We start from the raw sequence: 20,083 nt of genomic DNA, 5'->3' as shown, positions 1-20,083 counted from the left end.
CGGCCTTCCTTAAATTGAATGCTGGACAGCAGTTGCGATGGCCAGTCTCGGCATCAACCTGGATCACATCGCCACGGTACGGCAGGCCCGCCGAACCGTGGAACCAGACCCTGTGAATTTGGCGTTGCTGGCTGAATTGGGCGGCGCCGACGGCATCACGGTGCATCTGCGTGAAGACCGGCGCCACATCCAAGACCGCGATGTGGAACTGCTGCGTCAAACCGTGCGGACGCGGCTGAATTTGGAGATGGCCGCCACCGCTGAAATGGTGACCATCGCCCTAGCGATCAAGCCCGACATGGTGACCCTGGTGCCGGAAAAACGGCAGGAGGTCACCACCGAAGGCGGCCTTGATGTGGTGAGCCAAGAAGCCGCGCTGCAAGGACAAATCGGTCAACTCCAAGGAGCCGGGATCCCCGTCAGCCTGTTTGTGGATCCCGAGCGTGCACAACTGCAAGCCAGCCAACGCAGTGGGGCGCGCTGGGTTGAACTGCACACCGGCAGCTATGCCGAGGCGAGCTGGAGCCAGCAGCCCCTTGAGCTCGCACGCTTAATCGAGGGCACCACCGAGGCCCGGCAACTGGGCTTGCGCGTCAACGCAGGACACGGCCTCACATACCAAAACGTCGAACCGATCGCAGCCATCCCCGGCATGGAGGAGATCAACATCGGCCACACCGTGATGGCCCGCGCCATGGCCGTTGGCCTGCAAGAAGCCGTCAGGCAACTGAAGGAATTGGTGAGCTCACCGCGCCAGGAGCCCCTCTTTGGAGCCGGGCTTGCTGCAGAATCCTGAGCTGCTCGAGAAGCCGATGTCCACCTATTACTTCGTGGCCGCTAGCGAAGCGTTCCTGACGCAGGAGGAACCCCTGGAGGAAGTGCTGCGTGAGCGCGTGCGTGATTACAGCGAAAAAGGCAAAGACATCGACTTCTGGCTGGTGCGACAGCCTGCCTTTTTGAATGCCCCTGAATTCAAAGAGCAAGCCAGCTCCATCCCTCAACCAGCGGCAGCGGTGATCTCCACCGACGCCGTGTTTATTGACTTCATGAAACTGCGCCTTGAGTACGTGCTCAAGGGGTCGTTTGAGGCTCCGAGCAACTCGATTCCAGATCCTCTAGCTGGGGCTTGAAGGCCTCGGAGAGAGCCTGAAATTCCAAGTCAGGGCCATTGAGCTGGTCCACGAGCAAACTCTGCAATTCAGCCAATTCCTCGGGGTGAAGCTCACCGTCACAACCCCATTGCAGATGCGTGGGCACAGCCGTTGTTGTCCTATCAAATAGTCCTATTAGTGTGTCAGCGAAAGCGGTTGGTTCAGGGCTTTATTAACTGCTCAAACCTTGAAACAAACCAAAGAAATAGCGCCTGAACGGAGAGTGCGGTGCTCCGCCTAATCAGCAGCAACAGCATCGAAGATTTGGCGACTGCGTTGGCCTCGGAGCTCAGCCGCCACAAGCCCGCCAATCCGCTCACGCCCCAACGGGTGCTGATCAGCACCAACGCCATGAGCCGCTGGCTGGCGCTGGCCTTGAGCGAGCGCATCGGCATCTGCGCTGGGATCGAATTCGACTTCGCTGGCCGGCACCTGCGCCAGCTGATTCTTGAACTCGATGGGCGCCTACCGGCCGGCCAGAGGGACCCCTGGGATCCAAGCCAACTGCGCTGGCAGTTGACCCAAGTCATCCCCGCCCTGCCACAGACCAAACTCTGGGAACCGCTGCTGCAGCTATGGCATCAAGGCCCTGGGCAGCAGGACAACGGCCTGGACACCCAACGGCTGCAGCTGATCCTGCAGCTGAGCGACACGCTCGATCAATACGGCCTGTACCGGCCGCAAATGGTGCGCCGCTGGCTCAATGGCGAGAGCGTTGATGGCAGCAACGCACCACTGGCGGCCCATCAGCAATGGCAACCAGCCCTGCTGCGGGAGTTGGCGCACCGCCTGGATTCCAGCGGGGTGCCGCATCCGGCCGAGCGACTGCTCCAGGCCCTGGAGCAATCTCGCCAGCGGAGCCATCCCCAGGAGCCGCTCCACGTTTTTGGCTTATCCAGCCTGCCGCCAGCGCTGTGGAAACTGCTGGCGCAACGGGCCAGCAGCAGCGATTCGCCCGTGCTGCTCTACCAACTCAGTCCCTGCCTCGACCCCTGGGGGTCCCTGCCTCCCAGCCACCAGGAGGAGGGCGATGCGCTCGACAGGCTCGAGCGGCGGCTCTTGCACCAGGGGCATCCGCTGCTGGCCAGCCTCGGACGCACCCAACGGGACTTCCACTGGCAATTGGAGCTGATTGCCGCTGATCTGCAGGAGCAATTCGAGCGGCAACAACGGCCAGCTCCCCCCTGCCCGGCAGAGGCTGGGCTGCTGCAACAACTCAAGGCTGATCTGCTGGTGGGCAGGCCGCGGGGGGAGGGCTTACCAGGGATTGAGCCTCCTCAGGAGCTGCAGCGCAGCCAACTGAACCTGGAGGTGCTGGCCTGCCATGGCGATCGGCGGCAGGTGGAAGCCGCCCATGAAGCCCTGCTGCGCTTGATGGCGGGCGACCCCTCGATCGAGCCACGCCACATCCTCTTGATGACGCCCGATGTGGCGCGCTTCACGCCCCTGGTGCTGGCGGTGTTTGAACGGCCGGGGCGCTCCAGCGATCCGCGCCACCTGCCGGTCCGCGTCACCGACCGCACCCTGCGGCAACGCAACCCCCGCGTTGATTTGGTGTTCCGTCTGTTGGCACTGGCCAGTAGTCGTCTCACTCGGGACGACGTTCTCGATGTGTTGTTGCTGCCTGAGCTGGCCGAGCATCTCGAGCTGAGCGGCCTAACGCAGCCCCAATGGCGCGAGCTGCTGGATCAAGCCGGAATCTGCTGGGGCCGTGATGGCGACCACCGCCAGAGCTGGGGGTACCCAGCTGGCAATGCCTACAGCTGGCGATGGGGGCTTGATCGCTTGCTGCTCGGGCTGGAGCTCAGCGATGGCTTCCCTGAGCTGGAGGCCACCAGTGGTGAATGGGCAGGCCTGGCGGCTTGTAACCAAACCCTGGCCTCTGCCAACGATGTGCTGGCTTTGCACGACGCCTGCAGCCGCCTTTTCGAACAACTGCAAGCCCTCAGCGGACCGCTGCCAGCTGAGCGGTGGAACGAGCAGATCGGCAGCGCCATCCACCAGCTCAGCGGCGGTGACGACGAGGGCTGGCAGGCCCCCGAGGTCTATGAATTGCTCACCCCACTGCGCGATCCCGAAGCCAGCGGCCTCACCTTGGATCGGGCGGCGGTGGTGCGCCTGCTGGAAGAGGCCGAAACCCAACAACAAGGGCGCTATGGCCATGTCAGTGGTGCGGTGAGCCTCAGCGCCCTCGAGCCGATGCGCTCCATTCCCCACCGGGTGGTGGTGCTACTGGGCATGGACGAGCAGCGGCTGCCGCGGCGCGATCAACGGCCGGGCTACGACCTGATGCTGCAACAGCCATGGCGGGGTGATCGCGATCGCCGACAGGAGGACCGGGCGATTTTGTTGGAGGCATTACAAGCCTGCAGCGACCACTGGATCGCCACCTACAACGCCATCGATCCGCGCAGTGGGGAAGAACGCAATCCAGCGGCGCCGTTGAGCGATCTGCTGCGTTGCCTCGAGCGCAGCTATCGCACCGCAGAAGGCGAGCCGATCACCACGTGGGTGCTGCAGCAGCAGCCCCCTCTACCGCCCCTCACCGCACGGGAAGCGGTGGGAGTGCCCTGGCCAATGGATCAGCGCTGGCCCGTGGATGAACAGCAGCCCGCCAGCTTGGAAGAGCTGCAGCAATGGCTGCGCGATCCAGCCCGCGCGCTGCTGCAGGCCCATGGCATCCATCCACAGCGGGGCGGTGATGAGAGCAGCGATCCCGAAGAGAGCGCCCCCGATGGCCTGCAGCGCTGGACGTTGGGGCAACTTCTGTTGAACCTGGGCAGCGAGCGGCTCGAGGACGATCAATGGCCGCAGCAGCGTGATGCCCTCGGCCGCCGCGGCCACCTCCCCCCTGGCCCAGCGGCCATAGTTGCCAGCGACCAGCCATGGCAACGCTGCCGTGCGCTGTTGGCCAAACAGGCCGAGCTGCAGCTCGCCGATGGCCAGGCGGTGGTGCTGATGAGCAACAGCCGCTTCAAACCCAAACGGCTCCTCGATGGTTGGCTGGAGCATCTCTGGGCCAATGCCGAGCGCCCGCAGCAGACCCTGCTGCTAGGCCCCATGCAGCAAAAAGGCGAAGAGCGCGCGGCGGTGTGGACCCTGCCAGCGGTAGAAACCCAACAGGCCAAAGCCTGGATCGACGATTGGCAGCAGTGGCGGCAGGAGGCGCTGCAAAGACCAATCGCCTGGATTCCTGAACTCAATTGGCAGCTGCTCAGCCAACAGCAGGACGGCTCACTGCCAGGACTCAGCGCGCAACAGCTCAAAGAGCTCAATCCCCCAGCCCCAGGCGACTACCAATGGCCCAGCGCCTGGCTGCAATTGCTCGGGGGTGAACCGCCCAGCACCGCGAGCTGGCTCGAGCACCCTGAAGCCGAGCAGCTGAGTCAGCGCTGGTTGCTCCCCTTGAGCGAGGCCCTAGCCGCCGGAGGCCGGCAGCTGTGATCGAACCGCTCGATCTCAATGGCCCCCTCACCGGCGGCACCGTTGTGCTGGAGGCCAGCGCTGGCACCGGCAAGACCTATGCCCTCAGCCACAGGGTGTTGCGGGAGGTGGGCGAAAACGGCCGAGCGATCGATCAGATCCTGGTAGTGACCTTCACCCGCGCGGCCGCCGCGGAGATCCGCCGCCGGATTCGCACCCGCCTGGAGGAGGCCTCAACGCTGCTGGCCTACCGGCTGGCCAAGGAGGACAGGCCCGCCAGCGATCCCACCTTGAACGAGCTGATCAGCCGCTGGGCGGCATCGCCTCAGGGTGTGGAGGTGCTGCTGAATCTGCTGCAAGCGATTGATCGCATCGATCTGGCGCCAATCACCACCATCCATGGCTTTATCCAACGCCTCATCCAAGACAACGGCACACTGCTGGGCCTCGATCCCCAGCTACGCCTACGTGAAGGCGGGCGCAGCCTGCTGCAAGAGCTGGTCAATGACTGGCGCCGCAGCGTTCTTTCCCCGGCTCCAGCTCCATGGCAGGCCTGGGTTCAAAGCCACAGCGACTTGAGCCTCGATGGGCTGATGAAGTTGGCCCAGCTCGTCGACGACGACCGCGACATGCTGCTTCCAGAACCGTTGGAGACCGGCGCCTCAGCCGCAGATGGCTGGCAACAAAGGCATGAACGCTTCGAGCGTCTGCTCGCCAGTGATGGCATCAGCACCGGCGAAGCGATGCAGCAACTCTGCAAAGGCACAGGCATCAAGAGCCCAGCCGGAACGCTGCTGGGAAAAACCAAGCTGGCCCAGCTGCCGGATTTGATCGCCATCGCCCGCGATCGCAACGACATCAAGACCTACCGGAAATTGGTGCAAGCCTTCAGCACCAGTCAGCTCAAGCGCGTGTTGGCTGATCCCGACCAGGCCCCCAGCAGTGGTCTACACGGGGCAGCTGAGCGGTTGTGTTTTGAACCCATCGAGCAGTTGCTCACCGACTTGGTGCACGCCTTGAGACAAGGGGCTTGGCAACGGCGACAGCTCCAGCAGGAGATGAGCTTCGGCGATCTGCTGGAGCGGGTTGATCCCGCTCGCTTGAGTCCGCCTGTGATGGCCGGGTTGAAGCAATGGCGACAACAGCAGTTGAGCTGCTGCTTGATCGACGAGTTTCAAGACACCGACCCGATTCAGTGGCGCCTGTTTGCCGCCCTGTTTGATGGCGAGGCTCCCTTGACCCTGATCGGGGATCCCAAGCAGGCGATCTATCGCTTTCGCGGCGGCGACATCCGCACCTACCGGGCCGCCGTTTCAACGCCTGAGCGGCAGCGGTTCTCACTGGACACCAACCGCCGCAGCGACCCAGCCCTATTGAGCGTGCTGAACCGTTTGTTTGCCGGGGAGGGCAGCTTCGGCAGCCCAGCCATCGACTACCGCACGGTTCAGGCACCCGAGCACGCCAGTCCATCGCGGCTGCGTTGCGCCGATGGCAGCCCAGCCCCACCGGTGCGCATGCGCTGGCTCGGAGAGGCCGAGGGGGGCAAACCCCTCAAGTTGGGGGAGCTGCGCGATGCCTTGCCGCAACGGGTCTGCGATGACCTGCAGCGCACCCTCGCTAGCGGGATGGAACTGCAGCAGGGCGATGGCTGGCGAGCGCTGCACCCGGGTGATCTCGCGGTGCTGGTGGGCCGCAATCGCGACGCGGTGACCTTGCAACGGGAACTGCAACGCCGGGGCATCCCTGCGCGCATTGGCCGGGGAGGTGATCTCTGGCAGAGCCCAGAGGCCGCCAGCCTCAGCCTGTGGCTTGAAAGCAGCGAGCGCCAGGGGGATCGGCGTGCGGCCGCTGCCTTGGCCCTCTCCAGCGTGGGCGGCTACCTGGCCGCTGAGCTCAGCAGCTGGAGTCCCAGCGACTGGGGGGCCTGGCTGCAACAGCTGGAGCAAGCGCGCCAGCGCTATGCCCTGGTGGGTCCTTTGGCGGCGCTGGAGGTGCTGCAAGCCGCAGGGCCAGGTCTGCCGCGATTGCGGGCGCAGACCAATGGTGAGCAGCGCCTCAGTGATCGGCGCCAAATGGCAGAACTGCTGCAGCAGAGCTGGCAAGACCAGGGCCGTCCATCGGCCGCCAGGCTGTTGCACTGGCTCAACGAGCAGCAGTTGTTTGGCGGCGAGGGGGAAGACGCGCAGCAACGGATTGTGGCCAGCGCGTCGATGGTGACCCTCACCACCCTGCATTCGAGCAAGGGGCTGGAGTTTCCCCTGGTTTGGTGCCCCACCCTCTGGGAAGTCGATGGGGGCGTCGACGTAGAGGCCCCATTCCGCGCTTGGGATTCCAACCAACAGCGTCGGGTGCTGGAGCTCAGCCGCCGCAGCGGCAGCAGTCCCCGGGCCGAACGCCTCGTAGAAGCGCGCCTTGAAGGATGGCAGGAACGGCTTCGTTTGGGCTACGTGGCCCTGACCCGCGCCAAGCATCAGCTCTGTTTGGACTGGGGCCGGATCAAAGACAGTGGCGCCAGCTTGCCGGCCTGGTTGCTGCATCCAGAGCTGCGGCAGCAGGAGGCGGAGCAGCCCTGGCAGGCCATTGCTGATCACATCAACCGAGCCAGCGATTTACGCCAGGCCGTGCAACACCGCTGCGATGAACTCGGCATTCAGCTGGAAGACCTCGACCCAACTGCGCCGCCGGCCTACCGCCCAGCTGCCTACGCCCATCCCTTGGCCGCAGCGGTGATTCCGCCCAGGCGCCCTGCCAGCAGCTGGGGACGTTGGAGTTACAGCCGGCTGCAGGATCAAAGCCAAACCCTCAGCCCCTCGGCGCGCGAGGAGGAGGGCTTTGATCCCGACCGCGAGAGCAGCCCAGAGGATCCCGGCGGCGCTGAAGATCCCTGCTGGCGGGAGTTACCCGGTGGAGCCAGCTTTGGAACCCTGGTGCACGCCATCCTCGAGCAGCTGGATTTCCAGGCCGATCTGGCCAGCCCCGAGGTGCGTCAACTGGTGCGCGATGAGGTGGCCCGCTCTGGCCTCGATCCCCAACTGGGCAGCGGCCTGCTGAGTGCCCTTGAGGTGCTGCTGCAACGCCCCCTTGGCGGGCCGCTTGGGGATTGCCGCCTCGATCAAATCGCCGACAGCGACACCCTGCGGGAGCTGCCGTTCGACATCCCCCTGAGTGGGTTTGCAGCCTCCCCCAGCAGCGATGTGCTCGGCAAGGCGCTAAAGCAGCTCGCCGCCCACCACGACCCGGTGGTGCAGACCTACGCCCGCGAGCGCCTACAGCAGCGGCAAGCGCAACTGAGCAGCGGCTTTCTCAATGGTGTGATCGATCTGATCATCCGCCGGCCAAGCCGTGATGGGATCCAACACTGGGTGGTGCTCGATTGGAAAACCAACCGGCTGGTGCGCCCCATCAACGACTTGATGGCCGCTAAGGACTACTGGCTGCAGGCCCAGCTCTACCGGCATGCCGTTCAGCGCTGGCTGCACTGGCGGCTGGGGGAGCAGACCCCCTTGCGCATTGATGCGGTGATGCTCTTCACCCGCAGCGGCGAGGGGGCTTGGCTGCTGGATGAGGCGGGGCAACCATGAGCGAAGCCAGTCGCTGCCAGCGGGCTGCTGCCCGACTCCTGAGCCTGGCCCCAGCCGCGGTGCAGGCGGAGGCCAAGACCTTGCAACCCCTGCTCGAACGCCTGCTGCTCTGCCAACTCCAGGGCCGTGAACCCCTACAGCTCACTGCAGCCGAGCTACCTGAACTCACAGCGGCAGCCCAAACCGCCCTGCAGCAACTGCCCGTGGTGCTGATTGAACAGGGCGCGCAAGGCGCTGAAGTTTGGAGCCGGCGGCAACACCAGCAGCAGCAGCACCTGCTGATGGATCTCGAGCAACGGCTGCATCAACACCAGGGGCTGCTGCTCACCGGCGGTGCTGGAACGGGGAAAACCACCCGCGTTCGGCAACTGCTCGCCGATGAACGCGAACGCCAAACCCTGCTGCTAGCCCCCACCGGCAAAGCAGCAGCACGGCTACGGGAAGCCCTCAGCCCGCTGCCCGCCTCCATGCAGTGCTCCACCTTGCACCGAGCCCTGGAAGCCAATCCCAGTGGGGGGTTTGGCCGCAACCAGCAGCGCCCTATCGACGCCGAGGTGGTGGTGGTCGATGAGGTGTCGATGGTGGACACCCAATTGATGCAGGCCCTGCTGGAGGCGCTGCCGAGCAACACCAGGCTTGTGTTGGTGGGTGATTCCGCCCAATTGCCGCCGATTGGCGGCAGCAGCGTGCTGGAACCGCTCGAACAGCAGCTCAAGCAACACCGGCCGCAACTGGTGTTGCAGCTGGAGCGCTCCCATCGCTTCAACGACTCCACAGCGCTGGGGGGCTTTGTGCAACAGCTGCGCCGAGGCAGCCCCACCGCTGAACTGCAGCAACAATTGGCCGCAGACGCTGAGCACAGCAACCTGCAGTGGTGGCCGCTGCAGCAGGGATGGCCCCTGGCCTTGCAACAGCGCATCGAGCAGCACCGCCAACGGCTGGAGCAGCAGGCCCACAACACGGCTCTCAGTGATGCCGAGGCCCTGGCCTGCCTCGAGGACTTGCTGGTGCTCTCGCCCCGGCGCAGTGGCCGTCAGGGGGTGAGCCAACTCAACCGCCGCTGGCTGCCGCTCACCCAACGGGAGCCCTGGCATTGGCCTGCGGGCACGCCCCTGTTGGTGGGCCGCAACGATGCCTCCTTGGGACTCGCCAATGGTGACCGCGGCCTGGTGCGGCCAGGCCCACAGGGGCGGGAGGCCGTGATCGCCACAGCCGAAGGCCCCAGACGGCTGCCTTTAGAGCTATTGCCTTGCCCCGAACCAGCCCTTGCGCTCACGGTGCACAAAAGCCAAGGCAGCCAGGCCCGCGAGGTGATCGTGGTGCTGCCAGCGGGCAGCGGATTGGATCGCCGCTTGCTCTACACGGCCCTAACGCGTGCCCAAGAGCGGCTGGACCTGCTGAGTCCGCCGTTGGACAGCCTCGAGGCGTAACGCTTCTCGCCAAGGGCTGGCCTCAGGGCAGGACGCTCTGCCAGGTTGCCAATGGACCGCTGATGCTGGGCATGGATTCCGATCTCTACCTACTGGCCTGGAGCAAGCTGCAGGAAGCAGCCTTCCTTTGGCTCAGTGATGTTCCCCTGTCCGTGAGTGCCCGCGAAGAACTGCAGGGGTTGATGCAGCGGCTCTCTCCATCGGAACTGGCGGCCTTTGGCGCCAGGCTCAAGCCCGTGCTCAGCGACAGTCAGCATGTGCAGAGGTTCATTGAAATGGTGCTAGCCCCTCGCTCTCAGGCCTGCTAAAAGCAGCCTATGGAGCGCTGCACCCGTCCCTGGGGTTGGTACGAAACCCTCACCGAAGGAGAGGGTTATCTCGTCAAACGGCTGTGGTTAGAACCCGGCCAGCGCCTATCACTGCAGCGCCATCAGCACCGGCTTGAGCATTGGTATGTCGCCGCTGGCGAGGGCGTGGTGAACCTCGATGGCACCCAACACAGCGCCCAAGCCGGCAGCAGCTTTGATGTGCCCTGCAGCTGCGTGCACCGCGCCACCGCAGGCGATCAAGGGCTGCTGATCGTGGAAGTGCAGCGCGGCAGCATCCTGCGCGAAGACGACATCGAACGCTTTGCCGATGACTACGGCCGGGTGGCGGCACCGGTGGGGTGATAGTTTTCGGGAGTTGAAATTCCTGCAGACAAGGCAAGGCAGTTCAGAACGTGGGTCTGCCGGCCTGAACAAGGACTTTCAGGCCAACCCGCGGCGTTTACGCCTTTTTCTGTGACCCAAACAGACCAACTTGTTGTGTCGAACGAATCCACCAGCGGTTTTGCTGGTTTCGGTTTGCCCGACTCCCTGCTCGAAGCGCTGAGCAAGTGCGGCTACGAGCAGCCCTCACCCATCCAAGCGGCAGCGATCCCTGAGCTCATGCTCGGCCGTGATCTGCTCGGCCAGGCCCAAACCGGCACCGGTAAGACAGCCGCCTTTGCCCTGCCCCTGCTGGCGCGCATCAATCTCGAAGCACGCCACCCGCAGGTGCTGGTGCTGGCCCCAACACGAGAGCTGGCGATTCAGGTGAGCGAGGCTTTCCAGCGCTATGCGTCCTGCACCCCTGGGCTGCACGTGCTGCCGCTCTATGGCGGTTCCGATTTCCGCGATCAGATCCACAAGCTGCGCCGCGGCGTTCATGTGGTGGTGGGTACCCCAGGCCGTGTGATGGATCACATGCGCCAAGGCACGCTCAACGTCTCCCAACTCGAGACATTGGTGCTCGATGAAGCCGACGAGATGTTGCGCATGGGCTTCATCGATGACGTGAAGTGGGTGCTTGAACAGCTCCCCAGTGAGCGACAGGTGGTGCTGTTCTCGGCAACGATGCCGCCGGAAATCAAGCGGATCTCTCAGCAGCATCTGCAGAACCCCGCTGAAGTGATCATCCGCACGCAGAAAGCGGACGCCAGCAGGATTCGCCAACGTCACATCCTGCTGCCCCATCAGCAAAAGCTGGGCGCCCTACTTCGGGTTCTCGAAGCCCATGGCCCTGGCGGGGTGATCATCTTCGCCCGCACCAAAGCCGTAACGGTGACGGTGGCTGAAGCCTTGGAGGCCGAGGGCATCGCCTGCTCGGTGCTCAATGGTGATGTGCCCCAGTCGCTGCGTGAGCGCACAATCGAGCGCCTCAAGCAAGGACGCATCGACGTGCTCGTGGCCACCGACGTGGCGGCCCGCGGTCTCGACGTTGATCGCATTGGCCTTGTGGTCAACTACGACGCCCCCTTCGATAGCGAGGCCTACGTGCACCGCATCGGCCGCACCGGACGCGCCGGACGGCAAGGCGACGCCATCCTCTTCCTCTCGTACCGGGAGCGCCGGTTGCTCCACAGCCTCGAGCGCGCTGTGGGCAGCAGCATCGACGCGATGGATGTGCCGAGCGACGCGGAGATCAACCAGCAGCGTCTCGACAACCTGCAGCAGCAGCTCAATGATCTTGTCAGCGAACCGGTCCCGGAAGACCGGCAGCAGGAAGTGGCCTTGATGGGCGAGATCCTGCAGCGCCTGCAACGGGAATCGGATGTCACCCCCGATCAGTTGGCTCTGGCCGCCCTGCGCTTGGCTCAAGGGGATTCACCACTGCTGGTCGTGCCGCAACCACCGATGCCGGTCAACAGCCGCAACCCACAAGGTCGCGGCCAAGACCGCCGCAGCCCAGGCCGGGTGCCCCAGTCGATGGAGCGCTTCCGCGTTGAGGTGGGCTGGCAAGACCGCATCAAGCCGGGCCACCTGGTGGGCGCGATCGCCAATGAAAGCGGCCTAGACGGCCGTCAGATCGGCAAGATCACGATCTTTGATGACCACAGCACTGTGGACCTGCCCGAGGGGATGCCACCGGAATTGATGAAGCGCTTGCAAGGGGTTCGGGTGATGCAAAAGGAATTGCGCATCAGCCGCCAGGCCGTGGGCTGATTAACGAGCTGCCCCGCCGGCGCTGACAAGCCCCACGCCCTGCCTTTAGACCGATCGCACTTAAGTCCTAACCATGACCGCTTGGATGGGTTGCCTCCCTGTGGCGTTGCTCTCTGTTGGGCTGGGATTCCTCCCGATGCCAGCGCGCGCTGAAGTCAGCGCCAGCGACATGCAACTGATCCAGAAGCTGTGCGTGGCGAGCTTCAACAATGCCTTTGCTCAGGCCGGCAAAGAAGCGCCTGAAGGCATGGGAGCGTTCACCTGTGACTGCCTGGGGGAGCGCATCAAAGCCGGTGATGGCCTGGGTACGGCCCGTGAAACTTGCACGATGGAGGCCACGCGCCGTTTCCCGACGTCTCAGAGCTGACCTGCAGAGTGCAGGCCTTGTCGAGGGCGGCATCGGCCTGCAGTAAGTCGTAGCGATCGTGATTGGCGAGCTCCCCATTGGCGTCCCAAGTCAGGACCCAAGGGAGAGGGGACCGGCTGTTCATCACGGCCTCCTGATTGTGTGAGTTTGCTGACATTGCCCGGACTCCTTGGGGATCGCCCTGGATTCCGGTTTTCCTTCATGATCACGAAATCTTTGGACATCAAGGCCCTTACTGCACAGCAAAAAGGGCTCGAGAACATGAAATTCTCATTCACAAGAGCACACAGTTAGAAACAGCAATTTCTCCTATTGGCTTTGCTGCGCGAATCAGCAACACTAAAAACATCAACACAGGGAGGGTCCAATGACGGATGCCACTCCACCCGAGAGCGGGCGATCACCACGACAACGTTGAGCATGGATCAGTGAACAATCCCTGCTTTGCTTTGAGCTAACAATCTCTCTAAAGTCAGCTGTTCCGGGGTGAACTGGCCCCTTCGATGAACCTGTCGCAAGAGGTTGTGGTGTTATCCAACACCGTTTCAAAGCCAGTGATTGTGTGCTGCTTTTCGCCTCAATCCATCGCGCTGCTTACCAGTTTTTATTCTCTAGCGCGGTGACGTTGAGGGAGGGCAATCATTGCACCCACGTGAAGTCGTTGGATCCTGACTTCTTGACTGAAAAACAGGATTAACGCCTTCCCGCTTGGATTCACCATCCACCAACGCCGCCATGGTTTCAGGGGCAACGACATCTCAGCAGTGCGCAGCACTGTCTTGGGCCGCAGCCAAGGGCTCATCGATGAGGGGTCTCACACAACCAGTGCCCTGTTTCCGTTCTGTTCCAACCGTTTGAGCATCGATTTCGGAACGCTCTGCGCGTTCCAACAACAGCGACAACGCTTTTATCGATACCGCCCTCGGGCGCCATCACACCGTTAGGGACCAGGCCATCAGGCCTGAGCATGAGAGGGGCCTCCGCCTGGCGGGGGCCCTTACGCTTTTGGCATGACCTTGCCACTTCCTGCTTACGAGCCGCTGCCCGAAGCGCCCAAAGCAGCCAGTGATCTGATCGAAGTGGCGATCGCGGCGCTCCATCCCACCCAACTGTGCGTGGGCATGGCTGAGATCCAGCACCGCATCGCTGACTTTCAAAACGAAGACCCCAAAGAGCGCCGGCGGTATTTGAAAACCAGGCCAATCCCCCTGGTGCGCAGCTCAGCCGGTGAGCTCTGGATGGTGGATCGCCATCACCGCCTGCGGGGGCTGCTGGCGGTGGATCCCGAGGCCACCGGCTGGGGCTACATCGCCCTGGATCTGCCGTTCAACAACCGCAGCGCCGTGCTGCAGGCCTTGCGACAGCGGGGCTGGCTTTACCTCTACGACGGCCGAGGCCTTGGCCCTCTGGAACCCGAAGAGCTCCCCGAGACCCTGCTGGGCTGCCAAGACGACCCCTACCGCAGCTTGGTGTGGAAGCTGAAGCGCGAAGGCGTGATTGATCGCGCTCCGCTGATCCCCTTCCATGAATTTCGTTGGGCGGCCTGGCTCAGGCGCAAAGCATTGCCGCCCTTCAACTCACAACAACTGGAGCCAGCCCTGCCAGCAGCCAGGGCCTATGCCCGCTCGGCTGCTGCTTCTCGCATGGCCGGCTGGAAAGGCTGATCAAAAGCAAAACGGAAGCCAGCGAAACTGAGCCAATTTCATGTCAAGAATAAAAAGACTTAAACCAATACCTGGGAGGGTCCTGCGATGACTCCCACGAAGCAAGAGCGGCGGTTCAGATTCCTGACTCCATTGATCGGCATGGGGATTGCCCTGGTGGGTGGCCTCGGCTTTGGCGCCACTGCTGTTGAGCCTTTATTGCTGCGGCTCAGCAGCTCGAGCACCAGCACTGGCGCCAATCAGCTCCAGCAGGTGCTGGCCCCCGTTCCGCAGGAGGTGTTGCTGCTCGGCACCGATGCCGAAGGCCGGCGCACCGATGTCATTGCCAGCTTGCATCTCACCGGCGAGGGCGCCCACCTGACGCAAATACCGCGCGACACCTTCATTCGCTCCAGCCAATACGGTGAGCTGAAGGTCAACGCTCTCTATGCCTTTGGGGGCATTGATGCCATTAGTGCCGGGGCCGAAGAGCTGATAGGCCGGCCCATGCCGCATTACATCGTGCTCAATCTCAAAACCCTCAGGGAACTGGGGGACGCCCTGGGCGGGCTGGAGATGACAGTGGCCAAACGGATGCGGTACAGCGACCGCAGCCAGAACCTGGAAATCGATTTATTGCCAGGCCATCAGCGCCTGCGGGGGCGCGCTCTCGAGGGCTACTTGCGCTTTCGAAATGATGGCGAAGGGGATCTCGGCCGGATGCGTCGGCAAAGGCAAGCGGTGGATGCGCTGATGGGGCAACTGGCAACCGCCGAAGCCATGACCAAATTGCCCCAGCTCCTCCACATCGCCAACAGCAACATCAAGACCAACCTCAACCTGTTCCAGCTCGCCAGCCTGGCCAAGGTGCTCTCCGGCCAACAGCTCAGCGCCTCCTCGCTGCCGGGGCACTTGGGGTATCGCAACGGCTTCAGCTACTGGTTTGTGACGAACCCCGAGCGATCCCTGTGAAGCAACCGTGGTCGCTTGGCAGGAACCAGAGCTAAGAAGGGAAGTTGATGGAGATTGCGGTTGCAACTGCTTAAAGAGAGCGGCCAGCGGGAGGTTTTCTGCGGCCTCACCTCCATTGTTTGGCTGCACCGGCGGATGCCGGATGCCTTTTTCCTAGTGGTGGGCTCACGCACCTGCGCGCACCTGATCCAAAGCGCCGCCGGCGTGATGATCTTTGCCGAACCCCGCTTTGGCACCGCCATCCTTGGCGAACGGGATCTCGCTGGCCTCGCTGATGCCAATGAGGAGCTCGATCGGGTGGTGGCTGATCTGCTGCACCGGCGGCCCGAAATCCGCACCCTCTTTTTGGTGGGATCGTGCCCCAGTGAAGTGATCAAGCTGGATCTCAGTAAAGCCGCTGAGCGCCTCAATCAGCAGCATCGCGGCCGCGTGCAAGTGGTGAACTACAGCGGCAGTGGCATCGAAACCACTTTCACCCAGGGGGAAGACCAGGCATTAACCGCCCTGGTGCCATTGATGCCGCAAAGCACAACACCCCAGCTGCTGTTGGTGGGCACCCTGGCTGATGGCGTGGAAGAGCGCTTCCTCACGCTGTTTGAGCGTCTTGGAATTGGCCCTGTTGCGAGCCTGCCGCCAAGGCGTTCCACCGAACTGCCAGCTGTTGGCCCCGGCACCAAGCTGCTGCTCACCCAACCCTTTTTGGGGCAAACAGCCCGGGCCCTGCAAGCCAAAGGCGCTGAGCTGATCAGTAGCCCCTACCCACTCGGCGTGGAGGGCAGCGAGCTGTGGTTCCGGGCTGCTGCCAGGGCCTTTGGCATCAGCGATGAGCACACCAGCTCGGTGCTTGAGCCGCTGGTGAACCGGGGGCGCGCGGCTTTGGAACCCCACCGCAAAGCCCTCGAAGGCAAACGCCTCTTTCTCTTGCCGGATTCCCAAATGGAGCTGGCCCTGGGGCGCTTCCTTCAACGGGAATGCGGCATGGAGTTGGTGGAGGTGGGAACCCCCTATCTCGATCGCAGCCTGCAGCAGCAGGAGCTCGATCTACTGCCCGCTGATGTGCAACTCAGCGAAGGCCAAAACGTGGAGGAGCAGTTGCAGCGGGTTCGTCAAAGCCATCCCGATTTGGTGGTCTGCGGCATGGGACTCGCCAACCCGCTGGAAGCCGAGGGGATCACCACCAAATGGTCGATCGAGCTGGTGTTCAGCCCGATCCATGGCTGCGATCAAGCCGGCGATTTGGCAGAGCTCTTCGCCCGACCCCTGCGCCGCCGGGGCGCCCTCACCTTCGCCTGATCGCCATGGAACTCACCCTTTGGACCTACGAGGGCCCACCCCATGTGGGCGCCATGCGCATCGCGGCCTCGATGCAGGGTGTGCACTATGTGCTCCACGCCCCCCAAGGCGACACCTACGCCGATTTGCTGTTCACCATGATCGAGCGGCGCGACCAGCGCCCCCCGGTGACCTACACCACCTTCCAAGCCAGAGACCTGGGGGGTGACACCGCCGAGCTGGTGAAACGCTCGATCCGCGATGCAGCCGATCGCTTCCAGCCCAAGGCGCTGCTGGTAGGGGAAAGCTGCACCGCTGAACTGATCCAAGATCAACCGGGTGCCCTCGCCCAGGGCATGAATCTGCCAATGCCGGTGGTCACTCTGGAGCTGCCCGCTTACTCCAAGAAAGAGAACTGGGGCGCAGCGGAAACCCTCTACCAACTGATTCGCACCCTGCTCAAGCCGCAACTGCCACCGGCGGGGTTGAGCAAACCCGACCCCAAGCGCTGGCAGGAGCAAGGCCGGCGGCCCCGGGTGAATCTGCTGGGGCCAAGCCTGCTGGGCTTCCGCTGCCGCGATGACGTGCGGGAGGTGCGGGTGCTACTCGATGAGCTCGGCATCGACACCCATGTGGTGGCGCCCTTGGGCGCCAGCCCGGAGGATCTATGCCGCATCCCCCAAGCTGAGGCCAACATCTGCCTCTACCCCGAAATTGCCGATAGCAGCTGCCGCTGGCTGGAGCGGCAATTCGGCATGCCAACGGTGAGCACCGTGCCGATTGGCATCGGCGCCACCGAGACGTTCTGCAGGGAATTGCAGGAGCTGCTGGGGCTCGAGCCCACAAGCCAAGGCAGGGGCCAGAGCCGTATGCCCTGGTATTCGCGCTCGGTGGATTCCACTTACCTCACCGGCAAGCGGGTGTTCATCTTTGCCGATGCCACCCATGCCATCGCCGCGGCCCGCATCGCCTCCCGCGAGCTGGGCTTTGAGGTAGTGGGCCTGGGGAGCTACAGCCGCGAACAGGCCCGCGCCGTGCGGGCGGCAGCTGAGGAACTCGGGCTCACCGCCTTGATCAGCGACAACTACCTGGAGGTGGAAGCGGCCATGGCTGAAGCCGCCCCGGAGCTGGTGCTGGGCACCCAGATGGAACGCCACAGCGCCAAGCGCCTTGGCATTCCTTGCGCCGTGATCTCGTCCCCCCTGCACGTCCAAGACGTGCCGGCTCGCTATGCCCCCCAAATGGGCTGGGAGGGGGCCAACGTGATCTTCGACAGCTGGGTTCACCCGCTGATGATGGGCTTGGAGGAACACCTGATTGGGATGTTCCGCCACGACTTTGAATTCGTCGATGGCCACATGAGCCACAAGGGCGAGAAACCACCCGGGCCCGAGGCCGCTGATCCCATCACCCTGGCCGCTGAGGCCAATGGGGTGGATGAGGCAGAGCTGCTGCGCTGGGCCCCCTCAGGGCAGGCGGAATTAAGCCGTATTCCCTTCTTTGTGCGCGGCAAGGTGAAGCGCAACACCGAGAGCTACGCGCAAGAGCGCGGCATCGTCAGCATCACCGATGAAGTGCTCTACGAAGCCAAGGCTCACTTTTCCCGGTGAGTCTCCACTGAGTAACGCGGTATCAACTTTTGATCCGCCGGATTTTTTGTTTACCCCCCAGTTGCTGTTGGCTGGCGTGGGTACCTGTTGAAAAGGCCCCTCCGTTCCGGTTCATGCCATGACCACAACCTTGACGCCACCAAGCAGTCGCCGTGAAGACGGGGATGGCAGTGTGCAGGTGCACCAGGACGCCTCGATGAAAATCGAGGAGGGGGCTCTGGTCATTGCGGTCTATGGCAAGGGGGGAATCGGCAAGTCCACCACCTCATCGAATCTCTCGGCTGCTTTTTCCAAACTCGGCAAGCGGGTGCTGCAGATCGGTTGCGATCCCAAGCACGACAGCACCTTCACCCTCACCCACAAGATGGTGCCGACGGTGATCGACATCCTCGAAGAGGTGGACTTCCACAGCGAGGAGCTGCAGCCCGACGACTTCGTTTTTGAGGGCTTCAATGGGGTGATGTGTGTGGAGTCCGGCGGGCCACCTGCGGGCACCGGCTGCGGCGGCTACGTCACAGGGCAAACCGTGAAGCTGCTCAAGGAGCATCACCTGCTGGAAGACACCGACGTGGTGATCTTTGACGTGTTGGGGGATGTGGTTTGCGGTGGCTTTGCTGCACCGCTGCAGCACGCCAACTACTGCTTGATCGTTACGGCCAATGATTTCGATTCGATCTTCGCGATGAATCGCATCGTGCAAGCGATCCAAGCCAAGGCCAAGAACTACAAGGTGCGTCTCGGCGGTGTGGTGGCCAATCGCTCAGCGGAAACCGATCAGATCGACAAGTTCAACGAGCGCACCGGCCTGCGCACCATGGCCCACTTCCGCGATGTGGATGCGATCCGGCGCTCACGCCTGAAGAAGTGCACGATCTTTGAAATGGACAAAGACGACGACGGGGTGGAGGCCGTACAAAACGAATATCTCCGTCTGGCGCAAAACATGCTCGACAACGTCGAGCCATTGGAAGCCGAATCGCTCAAAGATCGCGAGATCTTTGATCTGCTGGGTTTCGACTAAGCCGCACGGATCGTCAGCAACTGCCCACAAGGGCAGGCTGAATTCGTACGTTTAGGCACGACCAGCGAGAAAACTGCACGGCACGCTCGGGGTACTTCTAATTACCCCTATGCGTTCGCCAGCGAGGGTTGAAATCCTGCCGATGCAAGCCAGCCAAGCTGGCTCCACCCTGTTTTCATCGCCCCAACCCAGTGACGAGACCCTGATCGCCACGGTGGGCACAGCCCCATCCCACGAACTCTTCTGCCACCGCAAGCAGACCGATCAGCTGCTACTGCTGCAAGGCGAGGTGGATCTTGTGGTGCTGCAGAACAAACAGCTGCACACCATCCCCATGCGCGTGGAGAACGCCTGCTGGATTCGCATCCCCCCTGGGATTCCCCATGGCGCCATCAACCGCGGGGGATCACCGGCGCTGATGGTGAATGCGGTGCAGCGTCACGGCGAACCCGATGCCCGTGACTACCGGCCGATGCCCATCCCCATCAGCCTGCAGCAGGCCTGGATCAGCTTGGTGAACGGGCCGGCTTAAGCGCTGCTGGCACTGCCGTCTTGTGGAGAGGCGCCGCGCAAAACACAATGTGCTCATCTCTGACCTCCAGGCCAACGATGAGCAGCTCCACACCAGTCGATGTGCTGGTGCTCGCCGCCAGCAATGGCGAGAACCTCAAATTGGCCGAACGCTTTGCCGATGAAGCCCGCAAGCTGGGATCCAACGCCGAGGTGCTGGATCTCACCCTGCTGGATCTGCCCCTCTATCGCCCCAAAGCCGAAAAAAATGGCAATCCGGCTGATTTAGCGCGCTTGCAAGAGCGACTGATGGCCGCTCCCCACTGGGTGATCTGCGCTCCGGAATACAACGGCTCAATCCCACCGGTGTTCAGCAATGCCGTGGCCTGGCTCTCGGTGCAGGGGGATGACTTCCGCGCCCTGTTCAACGGACGGCCCATTGCCATGGCCACCTTCTCTGGCGGCGGCGGCATGGAGCTGTTGCTCTCTTTGAGGATCCAGCTCACCCATCTCGGCGCCCAGGTGGTGGGGCGTCAGTTGCTCAGCAATTTCGCCAAGCCAGCCAAAGACGACTCCATCCAAGATGTGCTGCGCCGCCTGATGCAGATGCAACCGCTCGAGCTGGGTGCCTAAGCAGC

The 20,083-nt window shown here is 63.1% G+C and carries 16 protein-coding genes; all 16 read left to right on the top strand.

Annotated elements, in window-relative coordinates:
* Positions 1-37 precede the first annotated feature (37 nt).
* The 16 genes from SIB46_RS00485 to SIB46_RS00410 all read left to right on the top strand — a co-directional run bounded on the left by SIB46_RS00485 (position 38) and on the right by SIB46_RS00410 (position 20,078).
* Complete coding sequence (locus tag SIB46_RS00485) at positions 38-796, top strand: pyridoxine 5'-phosphate synthase (RefSeq protein WP_413296603.1); 759 nt, start codon at positions 38-40, stop codon at positions 794-796.
* A gap of 16 nt (positions 797-812) precedes the next feature.
* Positions 813-1,130, top strand: a complete 318-nt coding sequence (locus SIB46_RS00480) for an MgPME-cyclase complex family protein (protein WP_413297802.1) — start codon at positions 813-815, stop codon at positions 1,128-1,130.
* A gap of 249 nt (positions 1,131-1,379) precedes the next feature.
* The gene (locus SIB46_RS00475; RefSeq protein WP_413296602.1) at positions 1,380-4,595 is read left to right on the top strand and encodes an exodeoxyribonuclease V subunit gamma; all 3,216 of its coding nucleotides are present in this window, start codon (positions 1,380-1,382) and stop codon (positions 4,593-4,595) included.
* Positions 4,592-8,155, top strand: coding sequence for a UvrD-helicase domain-containing protein (locus SIB46_RS00470; RefSeq protein ID WP_413296601.1), 3,564 nt, complete (start codon positions 4,592-4,594; stop codon positions 8,153-8,155). The genes SIB46_RS00475 and SIB46_RS00470 overlap by 4 nt, the downstream gene beginning before the upstream one ends.
* Positions 8,152-9,585, top strand: a complete 1,434-nt coding sequence (locus SIB46_RS00465; RefSeq protein WP_413296600.1) for an ATP-dependent DNA helicase — start codon at positions 8,152-8,154, stop codon at positions 9,583-9,585. Before SIB46_RS00470 ends, SIB46_RS00465 begins: the two co-directional genes overlap by 4 nt.
* 71 nt (positions 9,586-9,656) lie before the next feature.
* Positions 9,657-9,893 (top strand): hypothetical protein, encoded by a 237-nt coding sequence (locus SIB46_RS00460; RefSeq protein WP_413296599.1) that lies wholly within the window; start codon positions 9,657-9,659, stop codon positions 9,891-9,893.
* Positions 9,894-9,902: 9 nt separating this feature from the next.
* The gene (locus SIB46_RS00455; RefSeq protein ID WP_413296598.1) at positions 9,903-10,256 is read left to right on the top strand and encodes a phosphomannose isomerase type II C-terminal cupin domain; all 354 of its coding nucleotides are present in this window, start codon (positions 9,903-9,905) and stop codon (positions 10,254-10,256) included.
* Positions 10,257-10,391: 135 nt separating this feature from the next.
* A complete protein-coding gene (locus SIB46_RS00450; protein WP_413296597.1) occupies positions 10,392-12,050 on the top strand; it encodes a DEAD/DEAH box helicase in 1,659 nt (552 codons plus the stop codon).
* Positions 12,051-12,123: 73 nt separating this feature from the next.
* Positions 12,124-12,417, top strand: coding sequence for a hypothetical protein (locus tag SIB46_RS00445; protein WP_413296596.1), 294 nt, complete (start codon positions 12,124-12,126; stop codon positions 12,415-12,417).
* Positions 12,418-13,427: 1,010 nt separating this feature from the next.
* Complete coding sequence (locus SIB46_RS00440; protein ID WP_413296595.1) at positions 13,428-14,081, top strand: ParB-like protein; 654 nt, start codon at positions 13,428-13,430, stop codon at positions 14,079-14,081.
* Between the two features lie 87 nt (positions 14,082-14,168).
* The gene (locus tag SIB46_RS00435) at positions 14,169-15,032 is read left to right on the top strand and encodes an LCP family protein (protein WP_413296594.1); all 864 of its coding nucleotides are present in this window, start codon (positions 14,169-14,171) and stop codon (positions 15,030-15,032) included.
* Positions 15,033-15,086: 54 nt separating this feature from the next.
* Complete coding sequence (locus SIB46_RS00430; protein WP_413296593.1) at positions 15,087-16,325, top strand: ferredoxin:protochlorophyllide reductase (ATP-dependent) subunit N; 1,239 nt, start codon at positions 15,087-15,089, stop codon at positions 16,323-16,325.
* Between the two features lie 5 nt (positions 16,326-16,330).
* Complete coding sequence (locus SIB46_RS00425) at positions 16,331-17,914, top strand: ferredoxin:protochlorophyllide reductase (ATP-dependent) subunit B (RefSeq protein WP_413296592.1); 1,584 nt, start codon at positions 16,331-16,333, stop codon at positions 17,912-17,914.
* A 118-nt stretch (positions 17,915-18,032) separates the two neighbouring features.
* Complete coding sequence (gene bchL / locus SIB46_RS00420; protein ID WP_413296591.1) at positions 18,033-18,935, top strand: ferredoxin:protochlorophyllide reductase (ATP-dependent) iron-sulfur ATP-binding protein; 903 nt, start codon at positions 18,033-18,035, stop codon at positions 18,933-18,935.
* A 142-nt stretch (positions 18,936-19,077) separates the two neighbouring features.
* Positions 19,078-19,467 carry a cupin domain-containing protein gene (locus tag SIB46_RS00415; protein ID WP_413296590.1) on the top strand — a complete coding sequence of 130 codons (390 nt, stop codon included), beginning with the start codon at positions 19,078-19,080 and terminating at the stop codon, positions 19,465-19,467.
* Between the two features lie 77 nt (positions 19,468-19,544).
* A complete protein-coding gene (locus SIB46_RS00410; RefSeq protein ID WP_413296589.1) occupies positions 19,545-20,078 on the top strand; it encodes an NAD(P)H-dependent oxidoreductase in 534 nt (177 codons plus the stop codon).
* Positions 20,079-20,083 lie beyond the last annotated feature (5 nt).

The sequence above is a fragment of the Synechococcus sp. MIT S9452 genome (genome assembly GCF_047304245.1).
In the GTDB taxonomy this organism is placed as follows: Bacteria; Cyanobacteriota; Cyanobacteriia; order PCC-6307; family Cyanobiaceae; genus RCC307.
This window is presented reverse-complemented; position numbering and strand designations above follow the sequence as displayed.

Coding starts and splice junctions, on each gene's coding strand:
- SIB46_RS00485 (WP_413296603.1), top strand. CDS start 38: ATGGCCAGTCTCGGCATCAACCTGGATCACATCGCCACGGTACGGCAG.
- SIB46_RS00480 (WP_413297802.1), top strand. CDS start 813: ATGTCCACCTATTACTTCGTGGCCGCTAGCGAAGCGTTCCTGACGCAG.
- SIB46_RS00465 (WP_413296600.1), top strand. CDS start 8,152: ATGAGCGAAGCCAGTCGCTGCCAGCGGGCTGCTGCCCGACTCCTGAGC.
- SIB46_RS00460 (WP_413296599.1), top strand. CDS start 9,657: ATGGATTCCGATCTCTACCTACTGGCCTGGAGCAAGCTGCAGGAAGCA.
- SIB46_RS00455 (WP_413296598.1), top strand. CDS start 9,903: ATGGAGCGCTGCACCCGTCCCTGGGGTTGGTACGAAACCCTCACCGAA.
- SIB46_RS00445 (WP_413296596.1), top strand. CDS start 12,124: ATGACCGCTTGGATGGGTTGCCTCCCTGTGGCGTTGCTCTCTGTTGGG.
- SIB46_RS00440 (WP_413296595.1), top strand. CDS start 13,428: ATGACCTTGCCACTTCCTGCTTACGAGCCGCTGCCCGAAGCGCCCAAA.
- SIB46_RS00435 (WP_413296594.1), top strand. CDS start 14,169: ATGACTCCCACGAAGCAAGAGCGGCGGTTCAGATTCCTGACTCCATTG.
- SIB46_RS00425 (WP_413296592.1), top strand. CDS start 16,331: ATGGAACTCACCCTTTGGACCTACGAGGGCCCACCCCATGTGGGCGCC.
- bchL (WP_413296591.1), top strand. CDS start 18,033: ATGACCACAACCTTGACGCCACCAAGCAGTCGCCGTGAAGACGGGGAT.
- SIB46_RS00415 (WP_413296590.1), top strand. CDS start 19,078: ATGCAAGCCAGCCAAGCTGGCTCCACCCTGTTTTCATCGCCCCAACCC.
- SIB46_RS00410 (WP_413296589.1), top strand. CDS start 19,545: ATGAGCAGCTCCACACCAGTCGATGTGCTGGTGCTCGCCGCCAGCAAT.